General features: G+C 55.8%; 22 protein-coding genes and 1 tRNA gene. 7 read left to right on the forward strand and 16 right to left on the reverse strand.

The features are described 5' to 3' along the window. The first annotated feature begins 55 nt into the window (after positions 1-55). From HCZ99_RS16890 to glpD, 3 genes are all read left to right on the forward strand, one after another. The gene (locus HCZ99_RS16890; protein WP_167448191.1) at positions 56-2,125 is read left to right on the forward strand and encodes a sigma-54-dependent Fis family transcriptional regulator; all 2,070 of its coding nucleotides are present in this window, start codon (positions 56-58) and stop codon (positions 2,123-2,125) included. Between the two features lie 358 nt (positions 2,126-2,483). Continuing rightward, positions 2,484-4,418 (forward strand): asparagine synthase (glutamine-hydrolyzing), encoded by a 1,935-nt coding sequence (gene asnB / locus HCZ99_RS16895; RefSeq protein WP_167448192.1) that lies wholly within the window; start codon positions 2,484-2,486, stop codon positions 4,416-4,418. Between the two features lie 240 nt (positions 4,419-4,658). Further along, on the forward strand, positions 4,659-6,236 hold the full coding sequence (glpD, locus tag HCZ99_RS16900) for a glycerol-3-phosphate dehydrogenase (RefSeq protein ID WP_167448193.1): 1,578 nt from the start codon (positions 4,659-4,661) through the stop codon (positions 6,234-6,236). Positions 6,237-6,381: 145 nt separating this feature from the next. On the opposite strand, the gene HCZ99_RS16905 is transcribed toward glpD, so the two are convergent. Both HCZ99_RS16905 and HCZ99_RS16910 read right to left on the reverse strand, forming a co-directional pair. Then, complete coding sequence (locus tag HCZ99_RS16905; protein WP_167448194.1) at positions 6,382-6,882, reverse strand: GNAT family acetyltransferase; 501 nt, start codon at positions 6,880-6,882, stop codon at positions 6,382-6,384. Positions 6,883-7,137: 255 nt separating this feature from the next. Beyond that, the gene (locus tag HCZ99_RS16910; RefSeq protein ID WP_167448195.1) at positions 7,138-7,806 is read right to left on the reverse strand and encodes a hypothetical protein; all 669 of its coding nucleotides are present in this window, start codon (positions 7,804-7,806) and stop codon (positions 7,138-7,140) included. Positions 7,807-8,035: 229 nt separating this feature from the next. Here HCZ99_RS16910 and HCZ99_RS16915 point away from each other — a divergent pair, with 229 nt between their 5' ends. The 3 genes from HCZ99_RS16915 (at position 8,036) to HCZ99_RS16925 (ending at position 11,877) form a co-directional block, all read left to right on the forward strand. Then, on the forward strand, positions 8,036-8,761 hold the full coding sequence (locus HCZ99_RS16915) for a response regulator (protein WP_167448196.1): 726 nt from the start codon (positions 8,036-8,038) through the stop codon (positions 8,759-8,761). Between the two features lie 38 nt (positions 8,762-8,799). Further along, the gene (locus tag HCZ99_RS16920) at positions 8,800-10,383 is read left to right on the forward strand and encodes an ATP-binding protein (RefSeq protein ID WP_167448197.1); all 1,584 of its coding nucleotides are present in this window, start codon (positions 8,800-8,802) and stop codon (positions 10,381-10,383) included. A gap of 189 nt (positions 10,384-10,572) precedes the next feature. Further along, complete coding sequence (locus HCZ99_RS16925) at positions 10,573-11,877, forward strand: adenylate/guanylate cyclase domain-containing protein (RefSeq protein WP_167448198.1); 1,305 nt, start codon at positions 10,573-10,575, stop codon at positions 11,875-11,877. A 63-nt stretch (positions 11,878-11,940) separates the two neighbouring features. On the opposite strand, the gene HCZ99_RS16930 is transcribed toward HCZ99_RS16925, so the two are convergent. From HCZ99_RS16930 to HCZ99_RS16985, 13 genes are all read right to left on the reverse strand, one after another. Continuing rightward, positions 11,941-12,519, reverse strand: a complete 579-nt coding sequence (locus HCZ99_RS16930; RefSeq protein ID WP_254869690.1) for a hypothetical protein — start codon at positions 12,517-12,519, stop codon at positions 11,941-11,943. 114 nt (positions 12,520-12,633) lie between these two features. Further along, entirely contained in the window at positions 12,634-12,891 is a 258-nt protein-coding gene (locus HCZ99_RS16935) for a RebB family R body protein (protein ID WP_167448199.1), read from the reverse strand. A gap of 58 nt (positions 12,892-12,949) precedes the next feature. Next, positions 12,950-13,273, reverse strand: coding sequence for a RebB family R body protein (locus tag HCZ99_RS16940; protein WP_167448200.1), 324 nt, complete (start codon positions 13,271-13,273; stop codon positions 12,950-12,952). A gap of 99 nt (positions 13,274-13,372) precedes the next feature. After that, the gene (locus HCZ99_RS16945) at positions 13,373-13,597 is read right to left on the reverse strand and encodes a RebB family R body protein (RefSeq protein ID WP_167448201.1); all 225 of its coding nucleotides are present in this window, start codon (positions 13,595-13,597) and stop codon (positions 13,373-13,375) included. A gap of 2 nt (positions 13,598-13,599) precedes the next feature. Then, entirely contained in the window at positions 13,600-13,734 is a 135-nt protein-coding gene (locus tag HCZ99_RS20850; protein WP_303047857.1) for a hypothetical protein, read from the reverse strand. 23 nt (positions 13,735-13,757) lie between these two features. Next, on the reverse strand, positions 13,758-14,054 hold the full coding sequence (locus HCZ99_RS16950) for a RebB family R body protein (RefSeq protein WP_167448202.1): 297 nt from the start codon (positions 14,052-14,054) through the stop codon (positions 13,758-13,760). An 11-nt stretch (positions 14,055-14,065) separates the two neighbouring features. Further along, positions 14,066-14,653 carry a RebB family R body protein gene (locus HCZ99_RS16955; RefSeq protein WP_167448203.1) on the reverse strand — a complete coding sequence of 196 codons (588 nt, stop codon included), beginning with the start codon at positions 14,651-14,653 and terminating at the stop codon, positions 14,066-14,068. Positions 14,654-14,778: 125 nt separating this feature from the next. Beyond that, positions 14,779-15,114 carry a RebB family R body protein gene (locus HCZ99_RS16960; RefSeq protein ID WP_167448204.1) on the reverse strand — a complete coding sequence of 112 codons (336 nt, stop codon included), beginning with the start codon at positions 15,112-15,114 and terminating at the stop codon, positions 14,779-14,781. Between the two features lie 299 nt (positions 15,115-15,413). Next, on the reverse strand, positions 15,414-15,737 hold the full coding sequence (locus tag HCZ99_RS16965) for a RebB family R body protein (RefSeq protein WP_167448205.1): 324 nt from the start codon (positions 15,735-15,737) through the stop codon (positions 15,414-15,416). Between the two features lie 134 nt (positions 15,738-15,871). Further along, positions 15,872-17,152 carry an RNA polymerase sigma factor gene (locus tag HCZ99_RS20940; RefSeq protein ID WP_167448206.1) on the reverse strand — a complete coding sequence of 427 codons (1,281 nt, stop codon included), beginning with the start codon at positions 17,150-17,152 and terminating at the stop codon, positions 15,872-15,874. A 443-nt stretch (positions 17,153-17,595) separates the two neighbouring features. Next, on the reverse strand, positions 17,596-18,186 hold the full coding sequence (locus tag HCZ99_RS16975) for a hypothetical protein (RefSeq protein ID WP_167448207.1): 591 nt from the start codon (positions 18,184-18,186) through the stop codon (positions 17,596-17,598). Then, positions 18,186-19,862, reverse strand: a complete 1,677-nt coding sequence (locus HCZ99_RS16980) for a hypothetical protein (RefSeq protein ID WP_167448208.1) — start codon at positions 19,860-19,862, stop codon at positions 18,186-18,188. The genes HCZ99_RS16975 and HCZ99_RS16980 overlap by 1 nt, the downstream gene beginning before the upstream one ends. A gap of 229 nt (positions 19,863-20,091) precedes the next feature. Further along, a tRNA-Thr gene (locus HCZ99_RS16985) sits at positions 20,092-20,167 on the reverse strand. A 195-nt stretch (positions 20,168-20,362) separates the two neighbouring features. Here HCZ99_RS16985 and HCZ99_RS16990 point away from each other — a divergent pair. After that, positions 20,363-21,136, forward strand: a complete 774-nt coding sequence (locus HCZ99_RS16990) for a class II glutamine amidotransferase (RefSeq protein WP_167448209.1) — start codon at positions 20,363-20,365, stop codon at positions 21,134-21,136. A 19-nt stretch (positions 21,137-21,155) separates the two neighbouring features. On the opposite strand, the gene HCZ99_RS16995 is transcribed toward HCZ99_RS16990, so the two are convergent. Beyond that, on the reverse strand, positions 21,156-21,929 hold the full coding sequence (locus HCZ99_RS16995) for a DeoR/GlpR family DNA-binding transcription regulator (protein ID WP_167448414.1): 774 nt from the start codon (positions 21,927-21,929) through the stop codon (positions 21,156-21,158). Positions 21,930-22,081: the final 152 nt, after the last annotated feature.

The following is a 22,081-nucleotide window of genomic DNA, read 5'->3' on the forward strand; positions in this document are numbered from 1 at the left end:
AAGCCCCACACCGGAAAATCCGGGTTAAAACGCCGACACAAGGGAGATAGCGTCAATGTCTGGAAACTTTCCCGGCGGACGGATTGAAGCCGCCTTACAGTTAAGCGGTGCTGCGCAAAACCGCGCAGTCCTTGAAAGCTGGCAGCGTTGTGAAGAACGCTTTGGTCTGGCCCACGATACATTTCGCCGACCTGAAATCATGCCCGAAAGCCAAACCCGGCGGTTACGTGACCGCAATGGACGGCTTTATCATCATGCCCACGATCTTGTGCGCACCCTCTATCGCAAGATTGATGCATCGGGCTATGCGGTGTTTTTAACCGACAATAAGGGCGTCATTCTCGACAGTGTTGCCGCCCATTCCCTCTTGCCGTCTTTTCAAACCAACGGCCTGTTACCCGGTGCCGTCTGGACCGAGGAACGCGAAGGCACAAACGGCATTGGCACCTGTCTGGTCGAAGGCCGCGCGATCACCATCCATAAGGATGAACATTTCCTTTCCCAGCATTCTGTCCTGACCTGTACGGCCGCCCCGGTCTTTAGCCCCGATGGCAAAGTCTGTTCGGTGCTCGATGTTTCCGCCGTGCGCGAAGACATCAAACGCACTGATTGCCTGCGGGTGCGCGGTATGATTGCCGATTATGCCGACGCGCTTGAACGCATCCTGTTTTTTGATGAACGGGCAGGCGACATTATTTTGCATCTGCACCCCGATGCCCAGCATGTTGGCTCCACCCGCGATGCGATGATTTCCATCACCCCGGATGGTGTAATCAGTGGTGCGACATCCATGGCGCGGCGCATTTTAAATGCCGCGCGGCAATCGGGGGATATCCACGATATCCGCGACATTTTTGAAATGGATGTCGACAGCTTACTGGCGAAATTTACCGATCAAAATCATGGCCGCACCGATCCCCATGCGCACAGTTCGGGGTCGCAAAGCGATCCGGCCTTGGCGGTGAATATTGCCGGCGGCGGCGTTTTGTTTGGCAGCATCACTTTGCCCGAAAAGCTCCGCCGACAATTCGTTGGCCGGGCAACCCCGCCGAAGTTGTCCGTACCGGGCACGCGCATGTCAAAACCGACTGTGACCCGTGCGACGCCCCCCGCAACACCTGCGCCGACTGTTGAACTGGCCGACCGGGATCCGGCTTTGCGCCGCATCTTTGACATCGGGTCGCGCTTGCATGCGCGTGACATCAATATTCTGATGTCGGGCGAAACCGGCAGCGGCAAGGAATATCTCGCACGCCATATCCATGATGCCGCAATCGGCACATCGCGCAGTTTTGTTGCGATCAACTGTGCGGCCTTGCCCGAAGGATTGATTGAAAACGAATTGTTTGGGCATGCCGGTGGGGCATTTACCGGGGCTGCGCGGGACGGGTTTGGCGGGCGCATCCGCGAAGCCAATGGCGGCACGCTGTTTCTTGATGAAATTGGCGACATGCCGCTTTCCGCCCAAGGCCGTCTGTTGCGGGTGCTTGAAAACCGCACGATTGAACCGCTCGGCAGTACAAAATCCGTGCCGGTGAATTTCCGCCTGATCTGTGCCAGCAATGTCGATCTGACCAAGGCGGTGGCAAATGGCACCTTCCGCGAAGATTTGCTCTATCGGATCAAGGGCGCACGTCTTGCCGTTCCGGCCTTGCGTGACCGCATCGATCTGCCTGATTTGATTGCGCGCTTACTGCATGTCATGGGGCCGGGCATTGGTGTTGATGACGATGTACTTGCCATGCTGTCCGCCCATCAATGGCCCGGCAATGTGCGGGAATTGCTCAATGTGTTGCAATATGCCTGCGTCTTTGCCGAAAACGGCGTGATCGGCATCCATCATTTGCCCGATGATTTTACGGTCGCGGAGGGGGATGCTTTCGGCAACGGCAATGACACCGGCACTGAGACGGGCTATGGCGATGATAATAACGATAACGATGGCCCGATGACATCGGCACAAACCATGGAACGCGCCCAAGGGGCCGCCTTGCGCCAAGTTCTCGAAGATCATCATTGGCATATCAGCAACACCGCCAAGGCACTCGGAATTGGCCGCAATACGCTCTATCGCCGCATGGCCCGGCTTGGCATTGAAAAGACCCCAACCGCGCGGCGGCATTAGGCACGCTATCCAATTGCCGCCCCCGCGTTCCCGCTCCCGCGTTGCCATCATCGCTTTGCCATCGCCGGGTTGCGATCACCGGGGTGCCATCACCGGATTGCCATCACCGGGGTGCCGTCACCGCGTCTCTGTCGCCACTTCGACCCTAACGCCTTCTGATCTATGATCTGCCCTGCCACGCCTTGGTGCGTGGCAGTTTGCGTTTGTGTTGGCGGCCTGCTGCCGGTTTTTGCGACTTTTCGGTGGTATGGACAAAAAGCGCGTTTTGGGTACGGTTTATTGCCGGTTTGCGAATGTTTTCATTGTAGAATAGGTCGATATTGTTTTAAGTAGCCTGAGGAAATTACAGGATTATTTTATGTGTGGAATTGCCGGTTTATGGCTTTCTGAACAGAGCGATGCCAGCCGATTGCACGATACCGTATCGCGCATGAACACTGCATTGCATCATCGCGGGCCGGATGGCGGCGATGTTTGGTGTGATTCTGAAAACGGGCTGGGCCTTGGTCAGCGCCGCTTGGCGATTATTGACCTGACAGATGCCGGTAAACAGCCGATGCATTCGGCCGATGGCCGCTATGTCATGGTCTATAACGGCGAAATCTATAACACCGAAGAACTGCGTCAAAAGCTTTCCGGGGCCAATATCGCGTGGCGCGGCCATTCCGACACCGAAGTGATCCTTGAATGCATGGCCCATTGGGGCGTGCGCGAAACGCTTAAACGCTTGATCGGCATGTTTGCCATTGCCCTTTGGGACCGGCACGCCAAAAAACTGACCCTCATGCGCGATCGTCTGGGCATCAAGCCGCTTTATTGGTCGCGCTATGACGGCAATATCGGCTTCGCGTCCGAGGTCAAAGGATTGCTCGCCGGGGATGCAATTTCACGCGAAGTCAATCATTCCGGGCTAGAGGCCTATTTACGGTTTGGCTATGTGCCGTCGGGCCATTCGATCTATGCCCACGCCAAAATGCTCAAACCCGGTCATATTCTTGAAATCACCGCCCATGATCAGGCATCCGAATTTGCCTATTGGTCGGTCGAGGATGCGGTCCTCACCGCGCAGAACCACGCCTGGAGTGGCGATGACCAAAGTGCGATTGACGCGCTCGAAGATTTGCTGCGCGACGCGGTTGAACGGCGCATGGTTGCTGACGTGCCATTGGGCGCGTTCCTGTCGGGCGGGATTGATTCTTCGCTGATCGTGTCGCTGATGCAATCGGTCTCGGACCGGCCGGTGAAAACATTCACTGTCGGCTTTGATGATGCCGCCTTTAACGAGGCGACCTTTGCCGGCGATGTGGCAAAGCACCTTAAGACTGATCATACCGAGCTTTATGTCAGCCCGCAGGACGCGCTTGATCTGGTGCCGAAGCTTTCGGAAACCTATGACGAGCCGTTCTTTGACAGCTCCGCCATTCCGACCTATTTGATTTCGGCCTTAACGCGTAAGGAAGTCACCGTGGCCCTGTCGGGTGATGGTGGCGATGAAACATTTGGCGGCTATACCCGCTATTTATGGGCCAAGCAACTGAGCAAGGCGGCGGGCTGCATTCCGTTTGGCGCCTCCATGGTTGCGCGCATGCTGACCGCACTTTCGCCCGAACAGTGGGAAAAGCTGTGTGGGCTGATGCCGGGCAAGCACGCCACCAGTGCGATTGGCGATAAAATCCATAAGGCCGCACCACTTTTGGCGATCAAGGATGATCTGGAACGCTATCACGCGCTGCTGTCCTTGTTTGATACCGATAAGTTGCTGGGCGCACGCAATGGCCGCAAACAGATCCGTGTGCCGGGTGAAAAATTCTGCCGCAACCGTAATCTCGATTACGTGTCGTCCATGCAGGTCATGGACACCATGATGTATATGGTCGATGACGTGCTGACCAAGGTTGATCGCGCTTCGATGGCCAATTCGCTTGAAGTCCGCGTCCCGCTGATTGATCACCGGGTGATTGAATTTGGCTGGCGTCTTCCGGCCCATCTCAAGCTCAATGGATCGGTTGGCAAATACGCCCTGCGTCAGATTTTGTATAAATACGTCCCGCGCGAAATGATCGACCGACCCAAAACCGGCTTTGGTGTGCCTTTGGCGCAATGGCTGCGGGGGCCCTTACGTGAATGGATGGGCGACCTTCTGGCCAACGAGGCGCTCTATACTGATTTGGGGCTCGATCGCCAATATATTGACCGCCTGCATCAAGAACATATGTCAGGGCGGCGCAATTGGGGCCATCAGCTTTGGACCATTTCGATGTTGTCTGATTGGCAGCAACGCTGGCTGAAATAACCACCTAATCACTTATCCATCTCTGATGTGCGTTCAAGCCCGTCTGTTTTTCAGGCGGGTTTTTTTGCATTTTTTCATTCGCGAAATTCAAAAAAGGTGCCGCATTTATCGCGCACTAGGCATCTGTGTGCGTTCGGTATCGCATGCCGGATCGTAAAAATGTCATAATTTGAAACTTGTAAATTTTCGCAAATGAACTATTTTAAGGGTACGCACCCTTCAAACACAGCGAGAATCGCAATGTCGGCTTCATCACATTCGGATACATCAGCCTCAGGCACATCCAATTATGATCTGATCGTGATTGGCGGTGGCATCAATGGTGCCGGGATCGCGCGCGATGCGGCGGGCAGGGGCCTTAAAGTCTTGCTGTGTGAACAAAACGACCTTGCCAGTGCAACCTCCTCAGCCAGTACCAAACTGATCCATGGTGGATTGCGCTATCTCGAACATTATGAGTTCCGTCTGGTCCGCGAAGCCCTGACCGAACGCGAAGTGCTGTTGGATAATGCGCCCCATATCATTTGGCCGCTGCGCTTTGTTTTGCCCCATCGCAAAGATTTGCGTCCGGCATGGTTGATCCGTTTGGGCCTGTTTTTGTATGACCATCTGGGCGGGCGTAAAAAACTCCCGGCGTCCAAGGGCATTTCCTTTGCCTCCCACGTGGCGGGCGATCCGCTGCGCAGCGACATGACCAAGGGCTTTGTTTATTCCGATTGCTGGGTCGATGATGCGCGCTTGGTGGTGTTAAATGCCATGGATGCCCGCGAAAAAGGCGCCGAAATCCTGACCCGCACCAAATGCGTTGGTGCGACCCAAACCAAGGGGCAATGGAACGTGACTCTGCGCGGGGCCAATAATCACGGCGATCAGAACGACCGGATTGTCACCGGTAAAATGCTGATCAATGCCGCCGGGCCGTGGTGTGCGGATTTGATCAAATCTGATGGCGGCGTGGTGCAATCCAAAACCAAGGCCAACATTCGTCTGGTCAAGGGCAGCCACATCGTCGTGCCGAAAATCTTTGATCATGGATATTGCTATATCTTCCAAAACGGCGATGGCCGGATTGTCTTTGCCATTCCGTATGAAGATGACTTTACACTGATCGGCACCACCGATGTGGATTTCAACGGCGATCCGTCCTCGGTCAAAATCGATCAGGATGAAATCGACTATCTGTGCAAACTCGCCAGTGGCTATTTCAAAAAGCCGGTCCGTCGCGATGACGTTGTCTGGACCTATTCCGGGGTGCGTCCGCTTTATGCCGGCAATGGCGAAACGCAAAACGCGTCGAAAATTTCACGCGATTACACCCTCAAACTCGAAGCCAACAGCGGCGATGCACCGGCCCTGCATGTCTTTGGCGGTAAAATCACCACCTATCGCAAATTGGCCGAACACGCGCTTCAAATCATCACCGACCAGCTTGGCCGCGATGATCAACCTTGGACCGCATCCGCACCGCTTCCGGGGGGTGATTTCCCCAATGCATCCGCCGATGACGCCCAAAGTGTCTATGCCAAACGCTATGACTGGGTACCCGCCAAGATGCTCAAGCGTCTTCTGCGGTGCTACGGCACCCGGATCGAGGCGATTTTGGGCACGGCAAAGGGCCTGTCCGATCTTGGTACCTGCTATGGCCATGACCTGTATGAGGCCGAGCTTCGCTACCTGATTGATCAGGAATGGGTGCGGGATCTGGATGACCTGATCTGGCGTCGTTCCAAGTTGGGGTTGCGGTTAACTCAGGATCAAAAGGATGCCCTGAAACAACGTCTCGCCAACGAAACCCACAACAAGATTGCCGCCGAGTAATGGCGAGCAACGCCGCGTAGGGCATAGGCCAAGCCCTAAGCCCTTACGCTATTGCCCCAAACCTGTCCTGCGCGAGGTGCCATAACCGGCATCCCGCGTCATGGCGGGAAAGTCGCTGCAAAGCGCTGCCCAAACCCCTTAAAGATCACGCACTTTCCTCGCGCTCGGCGGGTGGGGTGGCGATGTCTTTTTGCATCACCGTCACATCCAAAGCGCGATAGCCCATATTGCGGTAAAAATCCTGCGTCTTGCTGTTTTCGGACCGCACCATCAACTGCATGCGCCACACTCCATGATCGCGAAGCCACCCTTCGCCAACCTCGGTCAAGGCCCGGCCAAGCCCGGTTTTCTGCAAACTTGGTGCGACGGCAACATAATAAATCCACCCCCGATGGCCATCAAACCCGGCCATCACCGATCCGATAATGTTATCGCTGTTATCTTCCCAAACGAACAAGGTCGCGTCATGGGATGAAAGGGCAAATGTCACATCCCATTCCGGCGGATTATACGGTCGATAAAGCCCGGTTTCCTGCCAAATTTTGGTAATGGCGGGAATATCATCCTTGGTTGCGGTCCGCGGTGCTGCCTTGGCGGCGGTGGCGGAGGATGTGGATGCAGAAGGCTGTGTGTTCGAATGCGTCATGATCAGCGTCTTTAAGGTGAAACAGCCAAACACAATGCGGCGCGCCTCATGGCTGGTCAAATCGAAATAATTCAGACAAATCGATATGTTTCTCAACCCTCTGCCATGTCCGAACGGCCCCCCTTAAAACCACTCATAACCCACCAACGAAAACCCCCTTAAGGATCACCTTAAGGGGGCAAATCAGGCTCGGGGTATCTGTTGGGACCAGAAAAGAAAGTCCCCGAACCTTTGGGTGGTATCGTAAAAACGCGCTTAGCTGATCGGGCGGCCGGTCACGCGGCTCAGTTCCATTTCGCGCACAATGTCGCCCTTGGAATTGGTCACCGTCGCAAGATACGTGCCCCGCTTGGTTTGGGAAATCTCGCCAAGTTTAAGGTCGCCCTGGCCAAATCGGATCACCATCGCCTGCGCCAATGTTTTCATCTGCGCATCGTCAAAGGCGCGCTCAAGCCGTGCTTTCTTGTCCGGGCGCGGCATCAGCTTGCGCAACGACCAACGATCACCACGCTCCAGACGGCCGTTCTTGGCGTCAAATTTGACAACCTCAACCACATCGCCGGCTTTGTTGGCGACCACAACATTGATCTTTTCACCGTCTTCGGACGCGGTCACATCGCTGATCTTGATGTTCTCTGCGTTTGATCGGATCAACATGCTATCGATCAGGGTGCGGGCTTCATCGACGCTAAGCGGGGTCGAACGGGCGCGGTCATGATCGCGCATTCCCCATTTAGCATGTTTGCCGTGTTTTCCGGGGCCGTGATGTTTGCCGCCAAACTGGCAATCTTTGAAATCGCCATGCTCGGACATTCTTTGGCCTTTCGGGCCATCGGGTTGGGCATAGGCCGATGCGATTGGCATCGCAATCAAGGAGGATGCAATCAAGGCCGTGGCAAGTTTAAGGGTCGTTTTGCGTTTCATCGTAAACCTCGCTTGGGTGGGGAAAGCATCAGATAAATCCAAGATGCGTTATGTTCTGAGGTCCGTTATGACGCCTGTTTGTCGCGAAATGATCCCAAATTTCGGCTAAATTGGTCGCAAGAATTATCAAAACGGCCAAATGCGACAATTTGATACAAATTCAGGTTTTAGCTATGCCCGCCAACGCGATAGGTTGGGAACCATATCTTTTAAACATCGGTAGTTCTTCATGAGCGATCAGCCCCACATTCTTGTTGTTGATGACCACCGCGATATCCGTGATTTGATCGGACGGTACCTGCGCCAACATGAATACCGTGTCACACTGGCATCCGATGGCCGCGAATTGCGCCGCCTGATGGGCGATAATCTGCATCCCGATTTAATCGTGCTCGATTTAATGATGCCCGGCGAAGATGGGCTCAGCCTGTGCCGTTGGTTGCGCGAAAATCATGATGTACCCGTCGTCATGCTGACCGCCCTTGGCGAAGAAACCGACCGCATCATTGGCTTGGAAATGGGGGCCGATGATTATCTGGCCAAGCCCTTTAACCCGCGTGAACTTCTTGCCCGCATTAAGGCCGTCATGCGCCGCGCGCAAAGCCTTCCCGTCGGGCGTAAGGGGCCTTCGGCACTGGGCGAAGTTGCCTTTGATCGCTGGGTGCTCGACCGCACCCGACATGAATTGCGCGATGATACCGATGTTGTCTTGCCGCTCAGTGCCGGCGAATACGGCTTGCTCAGTGCCTTTGTCGAACATCCCAATATGGTCCTGAACCGCGATCAGCTGCTGGACCTGACACGTGGGCGTGATGCCATTCCCTTTGATCGCAGCATCGATAATCAGGTCAGCCGCCTGCGCAAGAAAATCGAACACGATCCAAAAAATCCAACCCTGATTAAAACCGTCTGGGGTGGGGGCTATATGTTCACCTGCGAGGTGACCGGAAAATGAATGATCCGAAATGGGTAACCCGAAATGAGTAGCCCGAAATGAGTAACCCGAAAACGAAACGCCGCCCGTTCACCCTGCGTCTGTGGCCCCGTACCCTGACCGGGCAATTGGTGTGCTTATTGTTGGGCGCGATCATTTTAACCCATGTGGTTTTGGGCCTCATGCTGGCCGAGGAACGCCGTGATGCGGTCGCATCCGAACGGCGCGGCAATGCGCTTTGGCGTGTGGCGGCGATTTCACGCATTTTATCCACCACCACCTCGGATAGTTGGGGCGATGTTTTGCGCGTGGCGCAATCGCCGCAAACCCGCTTGCGCTTGGTTGAAACCTCAAACGTTGTCAATGCCGATACCCTGATGGCCAAGGGCCTGACGGACCGGTTAAACGGCTTCCTTGAAACATCGCCAAACGCCCAGGCCAGGGTCGATATCCTGTCACAGGACACCTGTGACGCGCAAAAGCGTACGCTCAAAGACCTGCGCAAGGATTTTGATAAACAAAACCTCGCTGATGCCCCGCGCAAACCTGATGCAAAACCGGATGCGAAACCCGGTGAAAAACCCGATCACGAACACCATCATGCGCGCCACAAAGCACCGTGGGAATTGCGTTACCTTGATCGGTTTGATTGCAACGGCGCGCCGGTGATGCAGCTTGCCGTGCCGATCTTTTCCACCGTACCGGGTCAGGTTTCCAACGATGGGCGTCCCAATATCTGGCTTGAGGCCGTCATTGGCGGCGTCACGCCCCCACCGTGGTTTGTGTTTGATACCACAATCCGCGTGGGCATTTCCGCCCTTGTCATTGTCATCATCACCTTCATCTTGGCCCGGCGCATGGCGCGGTCTTGGGCGGTGTTGACCCGGGCGGCGGATCGGGTCGGGCGGGGCGATTATCCCGAACCCGTGCCGGAAACCGGGCCGCTTGAAATTCGCCGCGCGGCCAAGGCCTTTAACCGCATGACCGCACGCCTTAAACGCTTCGTCGAAGACCGCACCAGAATGCTGGCCGCGATTTCGCACGATCTGCGCACCCCGATCACGTCGTTGCGGTTGCGCGCCGAATTTGTCGAAGATCCCGAAAACCGCACCCGGATCATTGAAACGCTCAATGAAATGGAACAAATGGTCGAAGCGGCCATGACCTTTGCCCGCGAAGAAACCGCCAACGAGGACACCCGCAAAATCGATCTGGCCGCCTTGGTGGAATCCGCAGTCGAAGATTTGGCTGAAACCGGCCGCCCGATTGCCTATTCCGGGGATGTGCGCACACGGGTCTATCCATGCCGGCCCCTGTCGATCAAGCGGGCCTTTGGCAATCTGGTCTCCAACGCGCTTAAATATGGCACCAATGTCGATGTGACCCTTTTTGATGCCGATGATGGTGGGCTTTGGATCGAAATATCCGATGATGGCCCGGGCATCCCATCCGATCAGCGCGAACAGGTGTTTGAACCGTTCTTCCGCCTTGAAGAATCACGCAACCGCGATACCGGCGGCATTGGCCTTGGCATGGCCATCGCACGCACCGCCATCCGTGCCCATGGTGGGGAAATTTATCTTGATGATTCTTCGATGGGCGGTTTGCGCGCACGGATATATCTTCCCCCCGTTGCCAGCTAACCTTATCGGCCATAAGGAATTAAAACACGCCGTGTGACAGTTTTTTTAAACTTCGCCCTTGCGCTTCTGATGACTAGTAGTCATTTGTGGGCGGGAACCGTGCCCTTTCCCAATTTGAGATTGTTGTATTTTATTGCTGTTCTATCGCGGCAATGCGATACTTAGGGCCATCTTTCGACGGAGCGCGCAATGGCCGATACCCCAGAACCATCATCGGTGGTCACATCACTGCCCGGGACCAATTCGGCCCAGGCGGCGCGCGGATTTGTGCGCTCGGTCAATGACTGGCTGATGGAATGCGCGCTTGACGATACCGACATTTCCGAAATCCTGACGGGCATGGTCCGTCGTCTGGTCGCGGCGGGTATTCCGGTTGATCGGGTGATGGTGGCGTTTAAAACCCTCCATCCGCTCTATGAAGGCATTTCTTACGTCTGGTCCAAAGATACCAACTCGATCGAACGTGCGACTCATATGGGGGTGCGCGAAGATGACCCGGATTGGAAAGACAGCCCGCTTAAATGGATGTCGGATTCAGACATCAATTTCATGCGCCGCCATTTGATTGGTCCGGGCGCTGTTCTTGATTTTCCGATCCTTGAAAGTTTTCGCCGCAATCGCGGCACGGATTACTATGCCTTGATGACCCCGTTTGTCACGGATCGTGACAGCACCATGGGGGCCAACCGCATTTTCATGACCTATATGACGCGCCGCCCCAGTGGCTTTTCCGACGAAGACCTCGCAACGCTTGCGGGCATTCAGCGTCGTTTCGCCGTGTCGTGCAAAATGCGTATCACCCACGAAGAAACCAAAACCATTCTGCAAACCTATCTGGGTTCAGACGCCGGAAGTCGCGTGCGCAACGGTCAGATCAAATTGGGCGACAGTACCAAAACCCGTGCCGTCATCTGGTTTTCGGACATGCGCAATTCAAGTTCGGTGGCAACCCATGTCGGCGATGATGCGTTCCTTGGCGAAATGAATGATTTCTTTTCGGCAACTGCGGGGGCTGTGCTCAAACATGGCGGGCAGGTATTGCGCTATATCGGCGATGCCACACTTGCGATTTTCCCGATTGGCGATGATGACGGCAATCTTGAAACCGCCTGTCTTGCCGCCCTGTATGCCGCGGCTGAGGCCCAGATAAATATCGATAAACTCAACGCCGCCCGCGAAGAAGTTGGCAAACCTGCCTTTGATTATGGGCTTGGGATGCATGTGGGCGATGTGATTTACGGCAATGTCGGCGTGCCAGACCGGGTTGATTTTACCGTGGTCGGGCAGGCGGCCAACGAAGCCGCCCGCATCGAACAACTTACCAAACAACTGGGGAAACGCGTGTTGGTCAGCCAGGCGGTGGCGAATTTCATTTCCTGTCCGACCACGGAAATGGGCGCGCATGAACTGCATGGCACCGGGGTCAGTGTAAAACTGTTTGCCCCCGACTTCTCCGAAGCCTGTCATCGACTTGAACTGATGCGTGCGGGCTAACCCCAGCCGCCTATTAGCATCGAGCAGGCTCTAAGATGGCACATGATCAATGCGATCAGGCCATCACGCCATACTGTCAAAATCCTTCACAACACTGCTTGCCGCGGTCCCGACCTTGGTAAACGTATCCTGCGCATCCGCAACCGCCTTGGCGGCGGCGGCGATGATGTCGCTATAGGGTTCGACTTCCTTGGTCGCCAGCATCTTTTGCATGGCGACACCGGTTGTGGCGGACGCCATCGACATGATGCTGCGCAAATAATCGGTTGAATCCTGCACTGCATAGGCTGACGCTTGCGCCACCTTTTGATAGGCAACCCCGTTGGCCCCCGGAATGGCACCGTTCAATACCGCATGGTTGGTGGTGCCAACTGCTTGAACGATTTGCGGGTTCAACGCGGTACTCAGCGGCGGGCTGTTATCTGCTGCCGGTTTGCTGCCGCCATCATCCCCATCCGCATCGCCACCGTCTTTGGCTGCATCCGAACCACCATCGGCTGACTTTGGCTCTGTCGACCCTGACGCGCCGCCTGCACTTGCTGCGCCGGACGCATCTGAGTTTCCCGCGTCTCCGTCCCCGGTATTACCTGCGGACGCCGGATTATTTGGGGGCGTTTTGTTTTCGGATTCTTCGTCTGCCATAATGGACCTCTTTGCAGGTGGGCACTTTTACGTGCAACGTTTTGTCTGACCGGCCGCAATGGGGTGTCTGGCCTGTCTACGTGCTGGGGTAATCAGGGTGTTGGGGCAAGTGGCTTATTCCTTGCCGCCACCGCCCATGCCGCCGCCCGATGTATCAAGGATCATCTTGCACGCGCTTGATGTCACGGCATTGCCAATCTGTTGCAGGCCGCCTTGTGTTTGCATGGCGTTTTGCATCGAAAGACTGATGGAATGCGCCATTGTTTGATACACAAGTCCCATCGCCTGGGCTGGGGCTTCGCCCAGAACCTTGACGTTGGTTTGTGTCACGGCGTCCGTGATTTGTGAATTTACAGGGGTGTTGTCTGCCATCTGCACGCCCTCAGTTTAAGTGACCATGGCCCGATGATGGATCGGACGGGTCAGGTGCCTAGCGGCGGGTTGCTGCCAAAATAATCAAAAGGGGCAAAAGCGTATTGCTGTTATCAGAAGACCCCAGCTTCTTTGTCGCCATTGCACCGGCCATGGTGTTGGCGGAATAAAGCTGCATGACGCCCTGATTGGTCGCCGCCTGCGAACAGATCGATGACTGTTGCTGGGCCTGGACTGCGTTCTGGAACAGAATGGATGTCGAATGCGCAGCACTTTGATAAATCGCCCCCATCGCATTGGCTGGGGCCGATCCAAGAACACTTACCGAAGTTTGCGTAACTGCATCGGTAATTTGACCGTTTACCGGGGTTGGAATAGCCATTTTATCCTCCGAATAAGCGGTCCGTGTGACCGCACATCTTTTGACGCAAATTAAGAAGAATTGTGATCAAATTTCGCCGGGTTATGTGCCGATCGGCCGCTAGCCTGCTTGTGCCGTGATCAAGGCAACCAGTTTGGATGTCGATGTGTTGACGACTTGCTGCATATTGCCTTGCACAAGCGATGCATTCTCCATCGCAAGGCCGGTGGCATGCGAATGCGATTGCAACGCCATGGCCACCGCCTGGGCCGGGCCTTCGCCCAGAACCTTGACGTTGGTTTGGGTCACCGCGTCGGTAATTTGTGCATTGACGATGTCATTCATGGTTAACCTCCGTCGGCCCCTTCGGCATCTATTACGGCTTGTTCGCTAATTTCGGTACCGTCACCGATGAAACGGGCGTCAAGGCCGTCATACCAATTGACTTCTTCGTCTGCGTCCTCGCCCTGCGTTTCCGCCACCACCGAGGCGCTGCCTTTTAAATTTACTCCGAGCCGCGTGTCGTCTTTTGACGCACGTTCATCGGCGCTTCGGTAAAAAAATTTGGCTGACCTTCCTGGATCGAAAGCGTTGATTTCGCGCATTCCATGGTGGTGGCAAGACTTGCCACAGCCAGCTGCTGCTGCTCGTTGACCATATTGGCAAACAAGATGCCCTGGGCTTGCGCTTGCGACAGATAGGACTGCATCGCGCCCATGGCCGCACCAGATCCGATGATTGTGGTGTTGGTCTGTGTGACGCTGTCGGTGATTTGTTCGTCGACTTTATCGGGATGTGACATGGTCGTGATCCTTACTGGTTACGCCGGTTCATGATTTGCTCGATGCTTTTGGACATGGTGGTCATGCCGATCATCGCGTTTTGCTTTTGACCAGACACCATGTTGGCCATCAGAACGCTTTGTGATTGGACTTGTCCCAGCATGGATTGAAGTGCCGCATAGCTCGGCCCGATCCCAATGGTCGAAACACTGGTCAGCGCGACGCTATCGGTGATCTGGCTTGAAACCTGCGATGGCAAAAATTCTACCCCCTGGCCCTGACCAAAAGATTGTTCGGGCGGCGGTGCAGATTGGCGGTGTGGGGCATGTTGTCCGTGTTGCCCGTATTGCCCCTGCGCATGTGCCTGATGCCCCTGATGCGGATAATGTTCTTGCGGGTGCGCCGCATGAGAATGCTCGAAATGCTCCTGCTCATGACGATGCTCATCACCATAGTCGTAATGATACTCTGGGGGTTGTGCTGGGTGGCCCTCATGGGCTTCATAGGTCTCGTGCACCTCGTGGTGCTCATGCTGCTGGGGTGGTGCGGATTTTGGCGATTGCGTCTTCTTTGCGCGCGTGCCGCTACGCGCTGGTTTGCCCGATGATGCGGATGGCATGGCCCTCTCCTTGGCTGGCGAAATTGGGTCTTATCGATATGACGCGCGCGCAGTTGTTTTGTGATGAAAAAAGCCCGGCAAGCTTGCGCATGCCGGGCGGTATGGCGGCGAAACCCAATGTGGTGTTACGACACGGCGGTACCGGTCGTTGCCTTAAGTGCTGACAACAGCGAAAGCATGTTGTCAGGCACGTCGCTTGCGGCGAGTTTGGACGTGGCAACGGCACCGGCCATGGTATCGACCGAATAAACCTGAATGACGCCCTGGTTGGTTGCGGCCTGTGACGAGATGCCGACCTGCTGCTGCGTGCTGACGGCGTTCTCATAAAGAATGCCATGTGAATGCGCCAGCGACTGGAACAGCGAGCCCATGGCCATGGCAGGTGCATCACCCAAGACCTTAACGTTGGACTGGGTTACTGCATCCGTGATCATGCCATTGACCGGAGTGTTATCAGCCATTTTGTATCTCCTGGTTGCCTAAAGAAGTGCCGGAATCCGGCCCTTTTCCGCTTGGTTTGCGGGATCAGTCAGATGACGGGGGGCCTGATCTGTTGTGACGGAACTTTGCAAAAACCTGATCGGTGCGATTTCGCCGATATGGCGTTTGCCTTTGCGATTTTAGCCAGTCGACGTTTAAGCCTGTCGACAACGAATATCGGGCGGTCGCTGATGGAAGGCGACCGCCCGATTCAAGCTCATCCATTGGGGGGAAATCCGTTTCGCGATCACCCTGGCATCAGCCGGGCCCAGAAACGCGATTAGCCTTTGGTCGCTTGAAGCGCGGTCAGAAGCGACAGCATGTTGTCGGGCACGTCGCTTTTCGCGATTTTCGCGGTTGCAACCGAATCTGCCATCGTATCGACCGAATAGATCTGGATGACGCCCTGGTTGGTTGCGGCCTGGGACGTAATGCCAAGCTGCTGCTGTGCGCTGACAGAGTTCTCATAAAGGATGCCGGTCGAGTGGGCCAAAGACTGGAAGATTGAGCCCATTGCCATTGCCGGCGCATCGCCCAAAACTTTCACATTTGCCTGCGTGACCGCATCAGTGATCTGACCATTTACGGGGGTCGGAATCGCCATTGTAAAGTCTCCTTCGTCTACTGTGCTGTGTGTGCTGCGGGGTTGTGATCCTGACGGGGTTTCGCCGTCCCGTTTTCAGTACTAAGACGCTTGGTGTTTGGGGTTGTGACGCGTCTTTTAAATTTATTTGTGCCTTATTGGATGTCGGCATCTTTTAGGTGGTCGCGCGCCAGTTGGACGCGTTTACGGACCGCACAATTGCTTAGACCCAACGCCTTGGCGATGTCGTCATAGCTGCGATCTTGCACGCACCGCATCAAAAGCGGCTTGCGTAATTTCTCCGGAAGATCCCCTAAAACCGTATCAAGTTGATCCAGCTTCTCGTTGGTCAAAAACGATTCTTCGGGGCTGGGGACCACGGGCGGGCTGATCGGCGATGCCGGGGCCTCGGTGGCGCCGTGGGTTTCTTCTTTATATTCGGCTTTGCGGCGGTTTTGCCGGTGCAAATCAATGCAGGCATTGTGCACGATGCGCGACAACCAGGCGCGATGATTGCGGATTTCATCCATTGATGCTTCGAACTTGGTCGATGCTTTGACCATCGCTTCGGACAGGGCATCTTGCGCATCATCCATATTGCCCGACATCAGTTTCAAACACTGTTTTAGCAAAACATCCTGCTGCTCAATCCAAAGTGGCCAGAAATTCGGCGCTGCCGGTCCGAGTTCGACGGCCAAATCTGCCGCCAATTCCGCGCCAAGCTCGTCGGCAAAATCGGAAAAAGCATCACGGCCACCATCCGGGTCAAGGTTCGGCGTGGTCGGTTGGCTCGGCCATGGGGCGCGGTTATTTGGTTGGCTTGGTTGAGTTGGCTGCGGCGGCGTGGGCGTTGCCGAAACATCGCCATAGCCCAATCCACCCGGCAACAAACCGCGCAGCGCATCAAGCGGGCTGACCTGCGATCCATCCTGATAGCCCGGCAGGGCACTGGCAATGATGTCTTCCGGGCGCGGACCGCCGCGTGATGGCTCCAGTCCCGGAAAACCCGCCAGCGGATTAAAATCGGCCGGATAGCCCGGCGGTGGGCCGCGATGCGCCTGCGGGCTGGCAGAATGTGGTGCGGGTGTTGGCTGCGCCGGGGCGTTCAAAGACGCCTTAAAATCAGGCGCGGCATCCGCGGTTTTGGCTGTGTTTGGCGCATTGGGTATTTCGGGCGCTTGGGGCACGTCGTGTGCGGGGGCGGCCAAAAGGTCTTCAATGTCGGGATCGGGTTGCGCTTTAAGGTGCTGAAGCTTGCTAAGATAATCTTCGGCGACGCGGGCGCGCTGGTCAGGTTTCAGGCGTGACCAAATCGGGGTGACTTTGTCATCGTCGCCCAGCGCGTGATTCAAGGTTTCCTCAAGACTGCGCGCAAACCGCAGTTCTGCCTCTGTGAAGTTCACCTCATCCTGTCGCGTATTCTTTTCATTTTGCACGTTGGATCCCTCCAGTTGACGATTGCAACCTTAGGCTGATTGATGGTTATCGTAACCATTATGACGCGTGATCTGAAAAATTGTGAACATAATATTTAAATACTATTTAAGGTTGTAGTTTAAGAACGCATCCAGATCAGGCGCACGCGGCCCAAACAGCCCAAGCGGCCAAAGTGACCGTCTCAGCATCAGGGGCGAGGACGTTTTAAGTGGCGGTTTCTGTGATGTCGGGCATAAGCCCGCAGTTCGCCGGTCGTTGCCGGTCGTTGCCGGTCCTTCCCAGTCTTTCCCGGTCCTTCCCCTCGGCCTGCCGATCACGGGGCAGAGGGGTAAAGGTGTAACGTCCCTTTTTTTCCGGGCATTCCGACCAGCATTCTATGGGCTGGATCGGTGTAGGCGATGGCGTGCGAGTGCGTCGGCGTCGTGCATGTCCGGGCCGTCGATTACGCGCCGCCACCCTTTACGTGTGTATTGGCATTGCCGTTTACATTGCCATTCGCGTCCACGTTCGCATGTCCGTTCGCCCCGGCATTGGCACCACCATCGCTTCCCGCCGCGCCATCTTGGCTTTCCGCCGTCTCGTTGGTTTCGTCATCGCGGGGCAGGGACTGCAAAATCGCTTCTTCCACGCGCGCTGCAAGAACCTGCATGCGCTGTTCGATTTCCTGATTGATGATGTTGCGAAGTTCATTGGCAATATCAAACATCACCTGATTGGCCGCACCGGCCGCCGGATGTGCATTCATATAGGGTGCTCCCTGTGCTGGTGGCTGTGTTTGCGGCTGGGCATGCGGCTGAGCAGCCGGGTTCGCGCCCCCACGATTGGGCGCCCCCAACGGGGCCTGCGTGCCGGCTTTGACGCTGTCGGCATGCGCACTGATGGTATAGCGCTGATCAAGAACCTGGGCGCGGGCCCGTTCGGCCGCTTGGGTCATGGCTTCTTGGGTGGCCATATATTCCTGATTAAACGCCTTTCTGACCGCGTCTTTGCGATTGCTGGCCGTATCAATGCCCGCTTGCGCCGGACCTGACATTAGTCCTCTCCTTTGTCTGTGCCGACCGACCCATCCGCTTTGCCCGTGGATTTGTCGATTGTTTTGCCAGTTGGTTTGCTCGTTGTTTTACCGGTTGGTTTGCCAGTTGTTTTCTGATCCGCATTCGGCATCACGGTTGGTTGTGCATTTGGCACGGTTGGCTCCGTTGTCACCACTGGTTTCACCACCGGGACACGAAACCCATACTCGGCCAATTCCGCCGGTCTCGGGGCGTTGGCCAAGCCCGTCAGGCTGGTTTCAAGCCGCCCATTGCTATTGGCGACCATGCTGGCTGCGCGGCACGCACTGTTGTCGCTTTGTCCGGTGCAATTTAAAATCGCCGTCGGGGTGCAGGATTTGCTCGATGTCAAAAGCTGGGCTGTGACGTTAAAGCTGGTTTCTTGATTATACTCGACCAAAATCACCAAGGCCGCCCCCTTATCGCCTTCGCTGGGCGGGGTGATTTGCATCCAAAACGGAATGCAAAGGCTTGCCGATACCGGAATAACCCCGCGCAAGATCGGGCTGGGCAGGGGGCCGATATATTCCAACTGGGCCGGGATCGCCGGGCGGTTGGCAAAAATAAGCCGGATCAACGCCAAATTGGGCAGGGTATCGGGCGCCACGCTGCCAATCGATTGCTCGATATGAAGCGCATAAGGTCCGCCGCCATAACTGGCCGTTTCCGAATATGTTTCATGCGCCGGATCGGTCACGGTGGTGTCAAACAACAAGGCGCGCAAATGCGATGGTGCGGATGCTGGTACGCCGGTCGCAAGTTCCGCATGCGGGCTTGCCTTTTCGCCAACACTTAACGACCAATCTTGGATCATGGTCGGGGTATCGGTGGCGGTAAGTTTGGCACCGATTGCCGTTTGCGCATGGGTTCGCGCGGCGGCCAGGGGCCGACGTTGGGCAAGATCAATCGTCCAATCGGGCTGATCGGCATCGGTCGTGTTCTCGCGATCCGCGCCATTCATATCGCCAGTAACACCACCGTTCTTGCCCCGAAGGTGCGGCATGGCGGTGCGGAACATGTCATCGCTGATCACCGCCCCGGCAAGATCGGTTTCACTGCCATCACGCTGCGTCGTCGTCAGGCGCCATTGCGCATTGGCACTGTCATAAGAAGGGGTGCTTGCGGCCTCGGAAGACTGGTTCATGTCGGATCCCTTTTGATTGTGCGCGTGCTGGTGCGCCTGCCGATCTGGCTTTTGATCTGGCTGCTGATGTGCACGTTGCGTGGTGTTTGATTGCATCGATTTGGCCAGAACGCTGACCGGATCGGGAATATGCCCATCAAGCCCCGATGATTGCGGTGCGGATGCCATGCCCGCATCGCCTTCAAACAGAAACTTCTGAAGGATCGAAAACGCCGTTTCGGTCGGCTCGTTGCGGTTTGTACCCGGACTAGGGCTGGCGCTGGGGCCGCTGCCTGTATGGCCGGTATAAATCGAACTGCTGTTCAAAAGATCCGGTGCCAGTTCCTCAAGCCCGTATTCCCGGCACAACGCCGCCATGACATCCAGCGCATCTTGATGCTCCGGGGGGATGCGTTTGGCGTCATCCGCGCGCGCATCGGTGCTTGCCGTGCCGGGCTTTTTGCTGCTGGCATCGGCTTTTGGGTTTTGCGCTGTCGGTTTCGCGGTATTTGTGGGCTTTTCACTGTCTGACATTGATGCATTCCCCAGTGTGGCCCTTGCAAATGGCAATCGGACGGGGGGCTTGCGCTGTCGCCCAGACTGTCTTTCATGCGCTGCAAGGATTGAACAGTTCCTTGCAAACAGACGTACCGGGATCGGGGATGTGAAAACTTTTGACGTACGATACGCAAAGCCGCGCATGTGCCCAAAAGACAAAACCCCGCAGGGCACGAAGCCCGACGGGGTTTTTTGTAAAACAAAATGGTGCTGGTGATAGGATTCGAACCTACGGCCTACGCATTACGAATGCGTTGCTCTACCAGCTGAGCTACACCAGCACGACTCATTTTGTGGCGCGGAAAATACGGTCAAACATCCCGGTTGGCAAGAGGTTATTGTTCTTTTTCTCAACAAAGGCCATATGCACCCCATAGGATGAAAACCAAAGCGCGCAACAGAGTATCACATTGACCATACTGTAATATCTCGATTAGATGACCGTTCTTGGCAAAACCGTTTTTTGAGGATCGCGCATGTGTCGTTGGCTAAGCTATATCGGGGAGCCGGTTTACCTCGAAAAACTGGTGTTTGAACCACGCCATTCCCTGGTCGATCAAAGCTTGCATGCCGAGCAGGCCAAAACACCGACCAACGGCGATGGCTTTGGCATTGGCTGGTACGATGCCCGCCCAACACCGGGGCTGTACCGCGAAATCCTGCCCGCTTGGAACGATCCAAACCTGCGATCGCTTGCCCATCATATTCAGTCGGGGCTGTTTTTTGCCCATGTCCGCGCCTCAACCGGCACGCATACCAGCCGCACCAATTGCCATCCCTTTTCTCATGATAAATATCTGTTCATGCATAACGGTCAAATCGGCGATTACCCGCTGGTCCGCCGCGCCCTCGAAGCAATGATTGACGATGTGCATTATGACGCACGGCACGGCTCAACCGACAGTGAACTGATCTTTTGCCTGATGCTGACGCTTGGCTTGATGGATGATCCGCACCGCGCCATCCGCCGCACGATTGAAGTCGTCGAAAACGAAATGAAAACCCGCGGCGCAACCGCGCCATTTCGCTTTACCGCCTGCCTTTCCAACGGCAACAGCATCTGTGCGATCCGCCACGCCAGCGACGATAAACCGCCCTCGCTTTATTGGCGCAAACGCGGCGATCAGGTGATCATTGTCTCCGAACCGCTCGATACCGAAACCGACAGCTGGGTCGCCGTCGCGCCAAACCACACCCTGCATGTCGATGCCAATCTGACCGTGACCGAGGATGCAACGCTGGCTGTGTGATCGTTGACGGCGTTGGGGTTTAGGACACCACCACAATCTGACACCGCGCCTTGACCAATGCACGCTGCAACGCATCCCCCGGCGCAGTATTCAGCAACACGGTCTGAAAATCGCTGGCGTGCCCGTCACGGCACAGCGCCTTGCGGCCCATTTTCTTTTCATCGACCATCAAAATCGCATGATCGCAGCACGATACAAGCGCACGGCGCGCGCGGACTTCATCCATATTGAAATCCAAAAGATCGCCGTCATCTGACATCCCGCCGACACTTACAATGCCAAAATCCGCCCGCATGCTGGCAAAGAAATCGGCACTATCGGCCCCGATAATATCAAGATCACGGGTGCGCACCGTGCCCCCCGCCAGTCGCAGGGTCACGTTGGGCGCGTTTTGCAATGTCATCACCACATGCAAATTATTCGTCAGCACGGTTAAATTGCGGTGCGATGATAAATGCTGGGCGGCCAGTTCGGCGGTGGTGCCGGTGCCAATCGCAATCGTGCAGCCCTCTGGGATCAGCTCGGCGATCTTGGCCGCAATCGCCTGCTTGCCGGTGCGGTTCCAGACTTCGCGTTTTTCATAGGCCGAATTATCCGGATCAGGGGCGGGGCCCGCCAACCCGTGGCGGCGAAACACGCGTCCCTGTTCCTGCAAATCGCGCAGGTCCGCCCGGATCGTCTGAACAGATACATTAAACCGGCGCGCCAGTTCTTCGACCGCCATAAAGCCACACGATTTTACAAGTGCCACTATACGGTCACGTCGCCGGTCAAGCGGCACGGCATCGGGCATTTCAGTCACATCAAATACTTTCGTTCGAAAGGTACGGTTTCGTTTCTGGCCGGAGTATAGACAGGCCTGATTGTGGCTGGGAACCCCGTTACACCTGTTGAAACATTTAATTCTTGGTGTTGTCACACAACTGTTACGGAAATCCCGATAGC

Source organism: Thalassospira lucentensis (assembly GCF_011806425.1).
Classification (GTDB): domain Bacteria; phylum Pseudomonadota; class Alphaproteobacteria; order Rhodospirillales; family Thalassospiraceae; genus Thalassospira; species Thalassospira lucentensis_B.

Excerpts from the sequence above, each read along its gene's own strand:
- HCZ99_RS16925 (WP_167448198.1), top strand. The coding sequence starts at position 10,573 with ATGGCCGATACCCCAGAACCATCATCGGTGGTCACATCACTGCCCGGG.
- HCZ99_RS16950 (WP_167448202.1), bottom strand. The coding sequence starts at position 14,054 with ATGTCACATCCCGATAAAGTCGACGAACAAATCACCGACAGCGTCACA.
- HCZ99_RS16965 (WP_167448205.1), bottom strand. The coding sequence starts at position 15,737 with ATGGCGATTCCGACCCCCGTAAATGGTCAGATCACTGATGCGGTCACG.
- HCZ99_RS16890 (WP_167448191.1), top strand. The coding sequence starts at position 56 with ATGTCTGGAAACTTTCCCGGCGGACGGATTGAAGCCGCCTTACAGTTA.
- HCZ99_RS16910 (WP_167448195.1), bottom strand. The coding sequence starts at position 7,806 with ATGAAACGCAAAACGACCCTTAAACTTGCCACGGCCTTGATTGCATCC.
- HCZ99_RS16920 (WP_167448197.1), top strand. The coding sequence starts at position 8,800 with ATGAGTAACCCGAAAACGAAACGCCGCCCGTTCACCCTGCGTCTGTGG.
- HCZ99_RS16990 (WP_167448209.1), top strand. The coding sequence starts at position 20,363 with ATGTGTCGTTGGCTAAGCTATATCGGGGAGCCGGTTTACCTCGAAAAA.
- HCZ99_RS16940 (WP_167448200.1), bottom strand. The coding sequence starts at position 13,273 with ATGGCTATTCCAACCCCGGTAAACGGTCAAATTACCGATGCAGTTACG.
- HCZ99_RS16945 (WP_167448201.1), bottom strand. The coding sequence starts at position 13,597 with ATGAATGACATCGTCAATGCACAAATTACCGACGCGGTGACCCAAACC.
- HCZ99_RS16915 (WP_167448196.1), top strand. The coding sequence starts at position 8,036 with ATGAGCGATCAGCCCCACATTCTTGTTGTTGATGACCACCGCGATATC.
- HCZ99_RS16930 (WP_254869690.1), bottom strand. The coding sequence starts at position 12,519 with ATGGCAGACGAAGAATCCGAAAACAAAACGCCCCCAAATAATCCGGCG.
- HCZ99_RS16960 (WP_167448204.1), bottom strand. The coding sequence starts at position 15,114 with ATGGCTGATAACACTCCGGTCAATGGCATGATCACGGATGCAGTAACC.
- HCZ99_RS16980 (WP_167448208.1), bottom strand. The coding sequence starts at position 19,862 with ATGTCAGACAGTGAAAAGCCCACAAATACCGCGAAACCGACAGCGCAA.
- HCZ99_RS16905 (WP_167448194.1), bottom strand. The coding sequence starts at position 6,882 with ATGACGCATTCGAACACACAGCCTTCTGCATCCACATCCTCCGCCACC.
- HCZ99_RS16935 (WP_167448199.1), bottom strand. The coding sequence starts at position 12,891 with ATGGCAGACAACACCCCTGTAAATTCACAAATCACGGACGCCGTGACA.
- asnB (WP_167448192.1), top strand. The coding sequence starts at position 2,484 with ATGTGTGGAATTGCCGGTTTATGGCTTTCTGAACAGAGCGATGCCAGC.
- glpD (WP_167448193.1), top strand. The coding sequence starts at position 4,659 with ATGTCGGCTTCATCACATTCGGATACATCAGCCTCAGGCACATCCAAT.
- HCZ99_RS16955 (WP_167448203.1), bottom strand. The coding sequence starts at position 14,653 with ATGCCATCCGCATCATCGGGCAAACCAGCGCGTAGCGGCACGCGCGCA.
- HCZ99_RS16975 (WP_167448207.1), bottom strand. The coding sequence starts at position 18,186 with ATGTCAGGTCCGGCGCAAGCGGGCATTGATACGGCCAGCAATCGCAAA.
- HCZ99_RS16995 (WP_167448414.1), bottom strand. The coding sequence starts at position 21,929 with ATGCCCGATGCCGTGCCGCTTGACCGGCGACGTGACCGTATAGTGGCA.